The sequence below is a fragment of the Marinovum sp. genome, assembly GCF_048263515.1.
In the GTDB taxonomy this organism is placed as follows: domain Bacteria; phylum Pseudomonadota; class Alphaproteobacteria; order Rhodobacterales; family Rhodobacteraceae; genus Marinovum.
The window spans coordinates 19,737-32,451 of the sequence record NZ_JBLXEC010000019.1 but is presented as its reverse complement, the minus strand read 5'-3'; the positions used below and the strand labels follow the sequence as shown (position 1 = coordinate 32,451).

At 61.5% G+C, this 12,715-nt stretch carries 8 protein-coding genes; 3 read left to right on the top strand and 5 right to left on the bottom strand.

Annotated features, from left to right (window positions below; all coding sequences use genetic code 11):
* Window positions 1-45 precede the first annotated feature (45 nt).
* The 3 genes from ACN0SE_RS16000 (at window position 46) to xrtD (ending at window position 4,729) form a co-directional block, all read left to right on the top strand.
* Window positions 46-1,677, top strand: a complete 1,632-nt coding sequence (locus ACN0SE_RS16000) for an aldo/keto reductase (RefSeq protein ID WP_417525536.1) — start codon at window positions 46-48, stop codon at window positions 1,675-1,677.
* Between the two features lie 318 nt (window positions 1,678-1,995).
* On the top strand, window positions 1,996-2,772 hold the full coding sequence (locus ACN0SE_RS15995; RefSeq protein WP_417525573.1) for an SDR family NAD(P)-dependent oxidoreductase: 777 nt from the start codon (window positions 1,996-1,998) through the stop codon (window positions 2,770-2,772).
* 349 nt (window positions 2,773-3,121) lie between these two features.
* On the top strand, window positions 3,122-4,729 hold the full coding sequence (gene xrtD / locus ACN0SE_RS15990) for a VPLPA-CTERM-specific exosortase XrtD (RefSeq protein WP_417525535.1): 1,608 nt from the start codon (window positions 3,122-3,124) through the stop codon (window positions 4,727-4,729).
* 402 nt (window positions 4,730-5,131) lie between these two features.
* Here xrtD and ACN0SE_RS15985 read toward each other — a convergent pair whose 3' ends face one another.
* The 5 genes from ACN0SE_RS15985 to ACN0SE_RS15965 form a co-directional block, all read right to left on the bottom strand.
* Entirely contained in the window at window positions 5,132-6,289 is a 1,158-nt protein-coding gene (locus ACN0SE_RS15985) for a polysaccharide biosynthesis/export family protein (protein WP_417525534.1), read from the bottom strand.
* A gap of 305 nt (window positions 6,290-6,594) precedes the next feature.
* Window positions 6,595-7,389: an amidohydrolase family protein gene (locus ACN0SE_RS15980; protein ID WP_417525533.1), complete on the bottom strand. Its 795-nt coding sequence runs from the start codon at window positions 7,387-7,389 to the stop codon at window positions 6,595-6,597.
* A 32-nt stretch (window positions 7,390-7,421) separates the two neighbouring features.
* Window positions 7,422-8,687 (bottom strand): ATP-grasp domain-containing protein, encoded by a 1,266-nt coding sequence (locus tag ACN0SE_RS15975; protein WP_417525532.1) that lies wholly within the window; start codon window positions 8,685-8,687, stop codon window positions 7,422-7,424.
* A gap of 75 nt (window positions 8,688-8,762) precedes the next feature.
* Complete coding sequence (gene pseI, locus ACN0SE_RS15970) at window positions 8,763-9,827, bottom strand: pseudaminic acid synthase (protein ID WP_417525531.1); 1,065 nt, start codon at window positions 9,825-9,827, stop codon at window positions 8,763-8,765.
* 281 nt (window positions 9,828-10,108) lie between these two features.
* A complete protein-coding gene (locus ACN0SE_RS15965) occupies window positions 10,109-12,523 on the bottom strand; it encodes a tetratricopeptide repeat protein (RefSeq protein WP_417525530.1) in 2,415 nt (804 codons plus the stop codon).
* Window positions 12,524-12,715 lie beyond the last annotated feature (192 nt).

The window sequence follows — 12,715 nt, the reverse complement described above, 5'->3', positions numbered from 1 at the left end:
AGCCCACAAGCCGATCAATATCGCAAACCTCATTCGGATAGTCCAATGCGTCAAAACGAAAGACCAAGCCTGGTGCTTATTCAATCCAGGCTAGGGTCCAGCAGGCTCCCTGGGAAAGCACTGTTGCCCATCCACGGTTATCCACTCGCTGTGTTGGCAGCGTTGCGGGCCGCGAATACAGGAAAAGATGTATCTTTACTTACTTCCATTGACGACAGCGACGATGCGCTGTGCGATACATTCAGGGAACATGGTCTTGCCTTCTATCGAGGGAGCTTGAACAATGTTCTTGAGCGCTTTCACGCGTTCCTTTCGGGTCAGAACGATGACACTTTGGTATTCAGACTGACCGCGGATAATGTATTGCCGGATGGCGCGCTTCTCGATGAGATGGAGCGCGCTTTTTTAAGATCTGACGCAGAGATTTTATCCTGTGTGCCAGAAATTTCAAATATGCCTTATGGTGTTTCAGCAGAATTAACCACCGTGAAGTCTATCAGGCAGGCTTATGCAGGCGCGGCGGACGATTTTGACAGGGAGCATGTGACCCCTTACATCTATAGAAACAGTAAAAGCGAAAAGTTCATTTCGCAGAATGTGAGGGGGCATAGAAATCTCAGGGTTACTATTGACACCTTTGATGATTACACGTCGGTTCACAGCCTCTTTTCCGGCATTTCCGACGTCGTAAACGCACCCGCGCAGTCGATAATTAAAAACTTTGAGAAAATGAAATACAGACCGAATTGCGATCCCGCTGAGAAACCGATGACCCTCGGGACTGCGCAATTTGGGTCGAAATACGGAATCACCAATCGAAGAGGGCGGGTGGATACGAATGAAGCGACAGATATCATTAGGCGATCAATAACTGACGGTGTTGTATATTTGGATACAGCTGCTGCATATGGAGAAAGTGAAAGGGTTATTGGGAGAGCCTTGCAAGGGGGGTGGGCGAGTCGCGTAAAAATCATAACCAAACTGGCTCTTCAGGAACCTGGATGCTCTGAAAGTTGTCAAGAAGGTTACAAGAGGCTTGCTGTACGGAATTCTGTACTGAACTCCTGTGTCAATCTGAGATGTTCCAGTATCGACACCTTGATGTTGCATCGCGCGGTGCATCTTTCTGATGCTGCGATTGTCGACGAACTGATAGGGCTTAAGGATGAGGGAGTAATTGACCATATTGGCGTTTCAGTTCAATCCCCCAAGGAGTTGAAGTATTCCCTTCAGTGCGACTTTGTCTCGATAATACAGATGCCTTTCAATATTCTGGATTATCGATGGGATGGATTGGTCGAGGACATTGAGCAAGTCAAAAAACAGAGATCACTGATCATTCACGCCAGAAGCGCTTTGCTCCAAGGCTTGCTGTGCTCAAAAGACGGGGGCGATTGGGCAAAAGCGGGTATCGAGAACTATGAGGAAGTTACCAACTGGCTCGATGAGACCTGCAGGGAACTCAACAAAAAGTCTGTGTCTGATCTCTGCATTGGCTATGTAAATTCCCAAAGTTGGATTGATTCCGTTGTCGTGGGGATTGACTCCAAGGATCACCTTTACGATAGCCTGCAGTCGATTGCCATGCCACTCTTAGATGGCGAGGCGCTACAATACATCAGGCGAACCAGACCCGTCTTGGACGAGGCACGTCTTGACCCATCGAATTGGAGCTAGCAAGGCACCTCGAAAGGTTGCGCGTGAGCTTGTGGGGGCGTCGATATCGCCCGGTAGTGCGGAGAGGTTGTCTTTCATGTCGCAGAGAGGCCTTTCGAATTTTCTGAGCGGTCCGCGAGCCTGAATGCCGAGAAGGCATTCGCAGGATAAGAAGACGGCAACCGGACAAGACAAATGACTTTCCGGCCCCAAGCACCCAGAAAAACGACATTCTGAAGACGGGAGGTTCCAACCCAAGACCGCACCAGAGCGAGGTTGACACCAAGCCCGCCTCATGTGGTACGCGTGTAGATTAAAGAAAAATGGAGATTGCCCGAAGTGTATGGTTTGACCAACAAGTCTATCCTCATTACTGGCGCCACAGGTTTTATCGGAAGAGAACTGGCTTTGGGATTAAGTGCCTTCGGGGCGCATGTAATTGTGAATTCCAGGAAGGAGAGAGAGTGCACCTCTATTGTTGAGAACATAGAGGAGCGTGGGGGTATTGCTAGCGTCGCATGTTTTGATGTCACTTCCGAATCCGACGTGAGGGATTTCGTCGAGTCTATCGATCATGTCGACGTATTGGTGAATAACGCTTACGCAGGGATTGGAGGTACAGTTTTAAGCGCACGTAGCGAAGACTACCTGGCAAGCTATACGTCATCGGTTGTGGCCAGCGCCAATCTGCTCAGACAGCTTGTTCCAAAGTTCAGAGTTTCTGTGAAAACGCACGGATATGCTTCGGTTATAAATGTGGCTTCCATGTACGGCATGGTTTCGCCGGATCACAGGATCTACGACACTCCCGGCAACACAAACCCTCCGTTTTATGGGGCAGCCAAGGCGGCTTTGATTCAATTCACCAGGTATGCTGCATGCGAGTTTGCAAAAGATAGTATCCGAGTAAATTCGATTTCTCCGGGGCCGTTTCCCTCAGCCAAGACTCAGGCAGAGGCGAGTGAGATGGTGGAGAGAATTGTTTCCAAGGTTCCCATGGGGCGAATAGGCTGCCCGAGCGAGTTGGTCGGACCCGTCGCGTTCCTTGCGTCAGACGCGTCCTCCTACGTAACCGGAGTAAATCTTCCAGTTGATGGAGGGTGGACTGCTTGGTGATCTGGCTAGGGTCAGGCGCCATCGATATCCGTGCAGTGACGGGGGTCACGGTTCGAAACCGAGCGGTGGACCACGCGGTCACGTCAATCAATGCATCCTGAGCCTCGCCTTGGGACCCGACGCGCCGCGAAATAACGCGTCGCTCTCTGGGCTTCGGTCTTGAGGCAAGGTCCATGCGACGCAGCCAGGCGGAGGCAGGCCGGGGAGGCAGGACACAGGAGCCGGTCTCCCTCGGCCCTCCTGACACTTCCGTGAAACAGAAGAGTTCCGTTTACGGGACGCGGTACATAGTGCCATGATGGAGGCACAGTTGCCGTCGCCTTTATTTGAACAAGAAGAATTCAGCGCAATGACCATGATATCCGACCAGGAACATCTTACCCGGCCTGCGGGCAGACGGCTCAACTGGGGGCTTTTCTGGCTAGCGGTGATCACGCTGGCGGCCGGGGTGCTCTTTCGCGACGGCTTCGATGTCCTGCTCGATGCCTGGAGCCGGCCCGAATACAGTCATGGTCCGCTAATCCCGGTGCTCTCGGGGCTGATGTTCCTGCGCGAGCTGAAGCAGTATCCGCCCCAGCCCGGCCCAAAGCGCGATCGCTGGCCGGGCCTCGTGGTGGTGCTGGCCTCGGTGGTGATCGCCGGGACCGGCGTCCTGCTGCATGCCGACAGTTTCGTGGCCTATGCCATGATTATCTGGGTCGGGGGGATGCTCCTGATCAGCTTCGGCTGGCGGACCGGCAGACATTTCTGGCCCCCGGTGCTTCACCTCGTGTTCATGCTGCCCCTGCCAGGAATGGTCTACTACGAGGTCTCCACCGTCCTGCAACTCATTTCCTCCGAGCTCGGGGTCTGGTTTCTGCGGCTTGCCGGGGTGCCTGTCTTCCTCGACGGCAATATCATCGACCTCGGGGTGCTGAAGCTGCATGTCGCCGAGGCCTGTTCCGGACTGCGCTACCTGTTCCCGATCCTCAGCTTCTCCTACATCTTCGCCTTCCTCTACCAGGGCCCGACATGGCACAAGGTCCTGCTTCTGCTGGCGGCGGCGCCGATCGCGGTCTTCATGAACTCGGTCCGGATCGCCATGGCAGGGGTCCTGATGCAGCATTTCGGCGCCGAATGGCTGGAGGGGTTCACCCATTTCTTCGAGGGCTGGGTCATTTTTATGGCCAGCGTGCTGCTGCTATTTCTCATCGCCTGGGTCTTGTTGAAACTGAACCCGCGCAAGATGAGCCTGACCCAGGCACTCGATCTCGATACCGAAAACGTCCTGCCCCAGTTTGCCCGGCTGAAGCTCGTACGTCCCTCCGCTGCGCTGATCACAGCTGCCCTCCTGATGATCGCTGCCGCAGGCGCTTGGCCGTTGCTTCCCGAGCGCACGCCGGTCACCCCTGAGCGGTTCAGTTTCGCTCTGTTTCCCAGCCAGCTTGGCGAATGGCGCCAGCTCGGAGAGGAGCAACGGTTCTCACCGGAGGTGGAAAGAAGCCTGGCCGCCGATGATTATCTCGCGGTCCAGTTCAGCCGATCCGCTGCGGCACCGTCTCTCGATTTCTTCACTGCTTGGTACAAGGACCTCTCGGCGGACGGCGTGCAGCATACCCCGGAGATCTGCCTGCCGGGCGCGGGCTGGGAGATCGCCGAGGTGAAACGCACCGACATCTCCGGCGATCTGGGTCTCGATACAGCGTTCAACGTGAATCGGGTGGTCATCCAGCACGGAGAAGACAGGATGCTCGTGTACTACTGGTTCACCCATATGGGGCGGATCATGCCCAGAAACACGGCCGCGAAAGTGAGCGTCCTGACCAGAGGGCTGGTGGCGGGGCGCACGGATGGGGCGATCCTCCGGCTGATCAGCCCGCTCCGGAAGGAGCAGCCGGTGGCCGAGGCCGAGGCCGAGATGAACGCCCTGCTGAAAGAGCTGCTTCCACGGTTACCGCGGTTCATCCCGGGTTCCTGAGGGCGCCCTCACAGGGGAGGGCCACTCGCCCTGTTTGCGGAGGCTGCCGGCGAACCTGCCGCAAGCTGCGCCTCTGGAGCTCAGAGCCGTGATCCGAACAGGACACCACCGACATACTGCGCGCCTACCGGCGTCAGATGCGAGCTGTCATGGGAGATCAACTCTCCCTCCGGCGTGAACACCGGTCAGCCCTCCTGGCAAAGAAGTTCAGCGTCTCGAAGACCTGTTTTCGAACCTCCGGACGCCCCTTTTTCCGTTATCGCGGCGTGACTTCTACAGCGGTTCGATTGCCCCGCGTTTCTTGGCCGCTTTCGTGCCTCAATTTCTGCAGCCGTTCGAACTCGAGGGCGACAGCAGGGCATCCGGCTCTGCGTTACAGCCAGCGCAAACCATCGGCGCCAATCAGTTCGTGGCAGCCGCGGCGCCCAGTGTCTGGGTCGCCCCGACCGTGGTCTGCGCCGCACCGATCGTCCCGACCAGCGCGCTGAGGGCCTTGCCCCACTGCACGTAGGGAGCTTCGGTCACATAGATCGTGTCGCCATCGCGAATCTCGAAATCCCGGGCGAGAGGAATACCGTCCGGCTTGGTCAGGTCGAGGACGTAGATGATGGTTGTCTCGCCGGTCACATGGCGTCCGAGCACCTTGCGGGCGACGTCAGCCTCCTGGTTGCGGACCACGAAGAGACCGGAGGGATCGGCGAGCGATCCGTTCAGCCCGCCGACCTGGGCCAGCGCTTCGAGCGCGGAGAGACGGCGCATTCCAAAGGGAACGTTTGCCTGCGCCCCGGTCGCGCCGAGGACCGTGAAGATGCGAGGATCGCGTTGCACCAGCACCCGGTCGCCGGCGTGCAGCGAAATGTCGTATTCCGGGTGGTCATAGATGTCCTGGAACCAGATCTCGCCTTTGGTGTGGCGCCGAAGCACGGTGATGCGCGCCACTTCGAACGGAGCCGTGACGCCGCCGGCGGTGGCCAGCATTTCCATCAAACTGCGGCTGGAGCGTCGGATCGGATAGACCCCCTGGGTAGCGATGCCGTCGCCGAGGATCGAGACCGTCGCGGCATCGCCCGTGGCCCGCTGGACCAGCACCTGCGGCTCGGGGGTCTGGGCCCCCAGCTTGTTGGTGATGACCCGGCGCAGCGCCTCGGGGGTATTGCCTGCCGCGCGGATGCGCCCGGCATAGGGAATGAAGATGAAACCGGAGTCGTCCACCTGGATCGATTGCAGGCTCGAGGATCCGGCGCCGCCCCGGCTCAGGACACCGTCGTCGATATTCTCGTAGATGGTGAAGGACAGCGTGTCTCCGGGACGGATCAGGTCTGGGGCCGAAGGCCCGGCGTTGACCAGCGCGGCGGGAAAGCCCTTCTCGGGCGGAAGTGCCACCGCACGGGTAACGTATTTGTTGACCACGACAATTTCTGTATTGCTGGCTTCATCAAGCTTGACGTTGAGAACTTCCTCCTTGAGGGGACCCGGGCGCGGCAGGCCGCAGGCGCCGACCGCGGTCACAAGGAGGGCAAGTGTCAGGAATCTTGTCATTCGATTAGACAGCATGGTCATTGTGGCTTTCGCTTCCTTCGGATGACGTCTCGGGCCATGCGTCGCACAATTTTTTGAGACGACCCTGTCACTTTCTTTCAGTTAAAGACAGAAAGGAGGTCATTAGGCAATCGCCCGGCACACCGTTTTTTGATCTGTTGCATAGAGGATTCAGCTCACAAAGCCAGCGCGATAGCCGACAAGCCGGAATCGGCGCTCGACGGCTGCCTGCCAAGGCCCCGCAGGCTGCTGACGGGGCCACATCGCGGTTCGGCAACACCCTGCAGATCACCGAGCGCTGTCGAGCGGCCTGGGGCGCGGCCGGGTCACCGGGGCGCGCGCTCGAACCAGCTGGCAAAGAGCCGGTCCAGATTGCCGTGAAAGATCGCCCGGCGCTTCTCGTCGGGCAGGTCCTCGGTCAGTTCAAGGATCTTCTTCTTCGCCGCCGACGGCATGTATTCGGGGAAATCGGACCCGAATGTCACGCGCTGGTCCAGGTTCCGGCACATGAACCGCATGTCCGCCTCCAGCGAACTGTTTGCATAACGCAGCAGCGTGAACGAGAGGTCGATGATGAGATGGTCGTGCATCCTGCCCAGTTCGAACAGGTCAAGAAGCGAGGATGCGCCGCCGTGCAACAGGACGATCCTGGTCTTCGGGCAGGCCTTCGCAAGCCGGTCGACGATGTCGGCCGGGTGCAGGGTGACGCGGGTCGGTTGTCGAAAGAGGGTGCAGACGAAGGCCGGCAATCCGCACGCGCCGGCCGCGTCCACAGCCGCCAGCGCGCGCGCATCCAGGGGATCGTAGCGGTTGAACCGACAGTGCAGCTTGATCCCGGCAAAGCCGGCGCGGGCGATCTCCGCCACCGCCGCCTTCACCGCGTCGGTGGTGTCGAAGGAGGCGGGGTTGAAACCGGCGATGGGGACGAGCCTGCCGGGATGCGCCCGCGCCATCTGCAGGACGTCCTCGTTTCGCATCACCTCGGCGATCCCGACCAGGCAGGCGCGATCGACCCCCCCGTCCTCCATATCCCGGATCAGCCGGTCCAACCGGGCATCGAACGGTGTCTGAAGCCATTGGCCGTCCGGCGTCGGGTGAACGAGGGAATCGAAGAAATCCATGGGTCTGATCCTTGGTCGGAAATGGTCCGGGCCTATTCGATGATCTCGGTCTCGAGGGTTATCATGTCCCGTGCCGTCTCGGCCGCCGCGATTGCCGCTGCGGCATCAGGCCCCTCGGCCAGGACGTGACCGACCCTGGCGGTGCCGTCCACCAGCTCGCGAACCCTGTCGCCTTCCTGCACGGTGACCTCCACCTCGACGACACCGGCCTGCGCCTGCGCCTGCGCCTGCCCCTGCAGCCTGCGAACCAAGCCGGCGGCCGGTCGCAGAAAGCGGATGGCCGAGCCGCGATGTTTCTGGACCGCGATGTCCGGTGGCTGCCCCAGCGCCAGATCCAAAGCCGCCTCCACGAGGGAGACGCCGGTCGACAGGGGGGTCAGATGCGAAGAGATCAATCCGCCTCCAAATCGGGCCGCCGTTTCGATCACCCGTGGCCCGGCCGGAGAATACCGGACTTCGGTATGTGTCCCGCACCAGTCGATGCCCAATGCGGCCACGGCTGCGACAGCGGCCGCACCAACCGCAGCCACGACATCGGCGGAGGCCTGTGACGGTTGGCTGTGCCCGGTCTCGACGAAGTACGGCGGTCCGGATGTCTCCTTGTCCGTGACCGCAACGATCTCCGTGCGGCCATTCCATGTGACGGCCTCCACCGAGAACTCGGGGCCTGAGGCGTATTCCTCGACGAGAACCGTCCCCGATCGCGAATGTGCGCGCGCGCGCTCGAACGCTTCGGCAACCTTTGTGGCGGGGGCGGTGCCGGGAAGCTGGGTCACCCCGCGCCCGCCGCTGGCAATGGCGGGCTTCAGGATCACGTGCGAGCTCACGTCCCGCAGCTCCGCGACGCGCGCGCGCGCCTCTTCTACCGTGCGCGCTGGAAGGGAAAGGGGGCTGGCGACACCCGCCGCTGCGAAGGCCTGGCGCATGGCTGCCTTGTCCGTCGCCCGCCGCACGGCTTCGGGAGACGGTCCGGCAAGGTCAAGATGCGCAGAGAGGCGCGCAAGAGTGGGCAGCGGATATTCCACGGCAAACCCGATGACGCCGGCGACCTTATGGTGCTGCGCGATCCGGAGACAGGCATCGAAATCCGCCAGGTCACACCGGTAGGAAAAATCGGCGCGGGCGGAGGCCGGAGCCTCCTCCCTGGCATCGACAGCTATGGTCCGAAGCCCCCTCTCGCGGGCGGCGTCGAACAGGGGGGCCTGAAGCGTGCCGGCCCCGAGGATCATCACCGTCGCGTCCGAACCACCCGGCCCGGGTCTGGCGGCAGACCCGCTGGAAGGTTTTTTACCTGACATCCGTCGTCGCCCCGATCAGCGGACGGCGGCCCGTTCTGCCCTGTGCCGGGCCGGGCCCCGGCGTCTCCGAAAGGCTCATGGCTCAAGCTCACCCTCGACCATGTCTTCTCTCAGGGGTTCGCCAAAGGCCAGATCACGGGCCGCGCGCCGCCCCAAGACCATGTCGATCCGGCCCGGTTTGAGCCCGAGGCCCGGGCGGATTGACCGCACGTTTCGCGGCGTCAGCGGCTCGCCTTTCGCCACCGGGGCCACCACATAGAGCGAGCGGCGGTTCTTCACGTTCGAAGCCTCCGAGCGGGTCGGCGCATAGGCCGGCGCTCCGATGGCCGCGGCAGCCACCTGCGCATCCGTCACCAGCCGGGCAACTTCCTCTGGCTCCAGCGAGAATGCGCTATCGACTCCGCCTTCGCTGCGATCCAGCGTGAAGTGCTTCTCGATCACATGTGCCCCCAGCGCCACGGCGGCCGTGGGTACGGCCGTACCCAGCGTATGGTCCGACAGCCCCACCACCGCGTCAAAGCGGCGGGCAAGATCCTGAATGGTGGCGAGGTTCGCCTCCGCCGGTGGTGTGGGATAGGCTGCCGTGCAGTGCAGAAGGACGAGCTCTTTCGACCCCGCCTCCCGCGCGGCTGTCACGGCCTCTTCGATTTCGACCAGCGTCGCCATGCCGGTGGACATGATGACGGGCTTGCCAGTGGCCACCACCAAGCGGATCAGCGGCAGATCCACCAGTTCCGGAGAGGCGATCTTGTAGGCCGGCGCCCCGAGGCCTTCCAGCAGTTCCACCGCGGTGGGATCGAAGGGCGAGGAGAAGACCGTCAGGTCGATCTTCCTGGCATGGGCGAAGATCTCCTCATGCCACTCCCAGGGAGTGTGCGCCTCCTCGTAAAGCTCGTAAAGCCGGCGTCCATCCCAGAGCCCGCCGTTGACAACGAACTCCGGGGCATCATGGTCGATGGTGATCGTGTCGGGGCGATAGGTTTGCAGCTTCACAGCGTCAGCGCCGGCCTCTTTTGCGGCTTCCATGAGGCGCAGGGTACGGTCCAGGCTTCCATTATGATTTCCCGACAGTTCGGCAATCACATAGGGGAGATTGCCGGGGCCAATCACGCGTCCATCAATCGTCACGGTTGTTGCCATAATCGGAAAAATCCTCATGTTTCAAATGTCGGGCATCCCCGGGGGGCCTGCCGCCTGATGGCAAGCTCAGCCTGAATCCGGGGCCTGTTCAAGTGATTTGTTGGCCAGTTCCACCTTACTCCCGAAGAATCGCTCCGTTTGAAGCCGGAATTTCCGACAAGGCTTTCCTGTCTGCACGTGCTGTCGTGCAGACAGGCCGCCGGCGGCAGGCGCCATCGACGCTGTCGAAAGCCAGCGCTGCCATCCGCGGCCGGGCCGAAGGCTGGCGCCTCCAGGCAGCGTCAGTTCTCCGCCGTGCCGACGTTCTGCAGACTCTGCACCAGAGCGCGCGCCTCTTCGATCTGGGGCCGGGTGTCGGTGGGGCCGGCCACGGTCACGGCCTTGCGCATTTGTTCCAGCGCATCCTGCGGACGCTCGAGGGCGATATAGACCTGGCCCAGATGGTACTGGACGAGGGCGTCATCCGGCATTCCTTGCGCGGCCTCTTCGAGGTAGGGCAGGGCTTCGTCGCTCTCCCCGCGGCGGTGCAGGATCCAGCCAAAGGTGTCCTTGAACGGCGGCAGAGTGGCGTCGCGCAGCCGCCGGGCGATGATCCAGGCCCGCTCCAGGCTGGCCGCGTCGTCACGATATGTCGAGAGCAGGCTTGCGATGTTGTTGGCCAGGATGATCGAGTTCGAGTTCTTCGCATAGAGCGTCTCGTAGATGGCGAGGGCGCCCTCGATATCGTCGTCCATCTGCCGGTAGGAGGCCTTGGCCCAGAGCAGACCGGCATCCTCCGGGCTGTGTTCCAGGCCTTCGTCGACGATGGTCTCGGCGGCGTCGAGATCGCCCTGCCGCAATTGCAGCGTGGACAGCTCGAGCCAAATCCTCGGACGGACGGGATTGACGGCCAGGAGATCGCGATAGATTTCCGTGCCCGCCTCCAGATTGCCATTCGCGATCTCGGCGACGGCCAGGACCACGTCCAGCGCTTCGCTGTCGGGGTTTTCCTGCTTCAGCTCCTGGGCAAGCAGGAGCGCGCCGGCCCTGTCGTCGATGCCGAGCCGGGTGTTCACCAGGGTGATCTTCGTGGCCAGCGTCGCGTCGGCATCATTGGCGAGCTCTTCGAGGAAGGCCATGGCCTTGTCGAGCCCCTGTTGCCGGCTGAGCCGCTCGGCCTCGATGCCGTTGGCGGCCTGCACCGCCGCCTCGCCGCCGATCCGGCGCAGGGTGCCGACGACGCTCTGCACCCGGCCGAAATCCTCCATCCGCAGGTAGAGCTGGCCCAGGGTGATCAGGATATCCGCATGGTCGGGCGTGAGCCGCAGCGCGGTCAGCAGGATGTCCTCTGCCGGGAGATAGCGCTCCTCTTCGATCAGCACGCGGGCATAGCGCAGCGTCTCGGCCGGGGCGTTGCCCGAGGCTTCCACGGCCTGCGCCAGGAAATCCTTGGCAAGCTCGGGCTGACCGGCGCGCCCGTAGGCCGTCGCGATCAGGGTCATCGTCTCGGCGTCCTGCGGGTTCTGATCGAGTGCCGTGCGCAGCCCGCCGATCGCGGCGTCGGTGTCGTCGGCCTCGATCTGCCAAGCGGCCTGCATCTTGAGCGCCTCGGGGTGGGTCCCCTCCTCGGTCAGGATCTCTTCGATATGGGCGCGGGCTCCGACCTCATTGCCCGTGGTCAGCAGCATCTGGGCCAGGGTGACCTTGGCGTCACGGACCTCCTCCGAGGGTTCGGAACTTGCCGTCACGTCCTGAAGTGTCGCGATCGCCTCATCCCGGTTTCCGAGGGAGAATTCGTAGCTGGCCTCGATGATCCGGAAAGGCACCGGATCGGCGTGTTCGGCAGCAGCCCTCTCGATCTCGGCGCGGACCGCCTCGGGGCCGCGGAAGGTCGCGAGGAACCGGATCAGATCGATTGTCAGCCCGGGCTCGTCGGAGGCGGCAGAGAGGTCGCGCAGCACGGCTTCCGCGGCGTCCAGATTGTCCCGCGACAGGTAGAACCGGACCAGCGTTGCGCCATGCACGAGATCTTCGGGGAAAATCTCCATCAGGTCGATCAGCTGCTGCTCGACGGCCGCCATGTCACCGGACATGGCCAGGACGCGCAGGCGTTCCTGGTAATGCCGGCTGTTCATCGGCTCGAAGCCGATCAGCCAGTCAATATGCGTCAGGGCCCGGGTGAGCTCCTGCTCGCGAAGCGCGTCATCTATGAGCGTATTGCGCAGCAGGATATTCTCGGGCAGGTCAACAAGCAACTCTGCAGCCCTGCTCGCCAATCTGCGGCGCGTCGGGGCGTCATTCTCATCGATGGCGCTGCGGTAAGCGCGGATCAGGGAGATGACCTCGACGCGCGGATGCTCCGGCGCCAGCTCCTCGGCCTGGGTGGCATGACGGTCGAACTCTTCCCAATTGCCGGCGGAAAAGGCCAGTTCGCTGAGCATGATGCGGCTGTCGAGATCCTCCGGATAGGCTTCGGCCAAGCGCAGATACTGGCGATACGCGCCCGTCCGGTTGCCCCGGTCCAGCTGCAGTTCGGCCATGGTGCGGCGCGCGTCCATGTGACGGCCGTCCAAGTTGAAGGCGTTGCGCAACTCCACCATGGCGCGGTCGGTATCCCCCTGTGCAATCAGGGCGATGGCGCTCTGGAAATGTTTCTCCGCGCGTTCCTCGGCCGAGTCGCAGGCAGACAGCAGAACGGCACTGATCATCAAACACATGGCGGGCACGAGGTGGTTCAGTATGCGCACGAATAATACCTCTACATTGCAAGCCCCTCAAACGGACCCGGGGCAAAAGAACCCGGGCCAGCGAAGAGCCATCTATTTGTCGCCGAATACAGGTCCCACGGCAAGTCTCGGTTCCGAGACGGACTGTTTCAAAATCTGGTGATCTCGGAAAGGCGCAGGCGT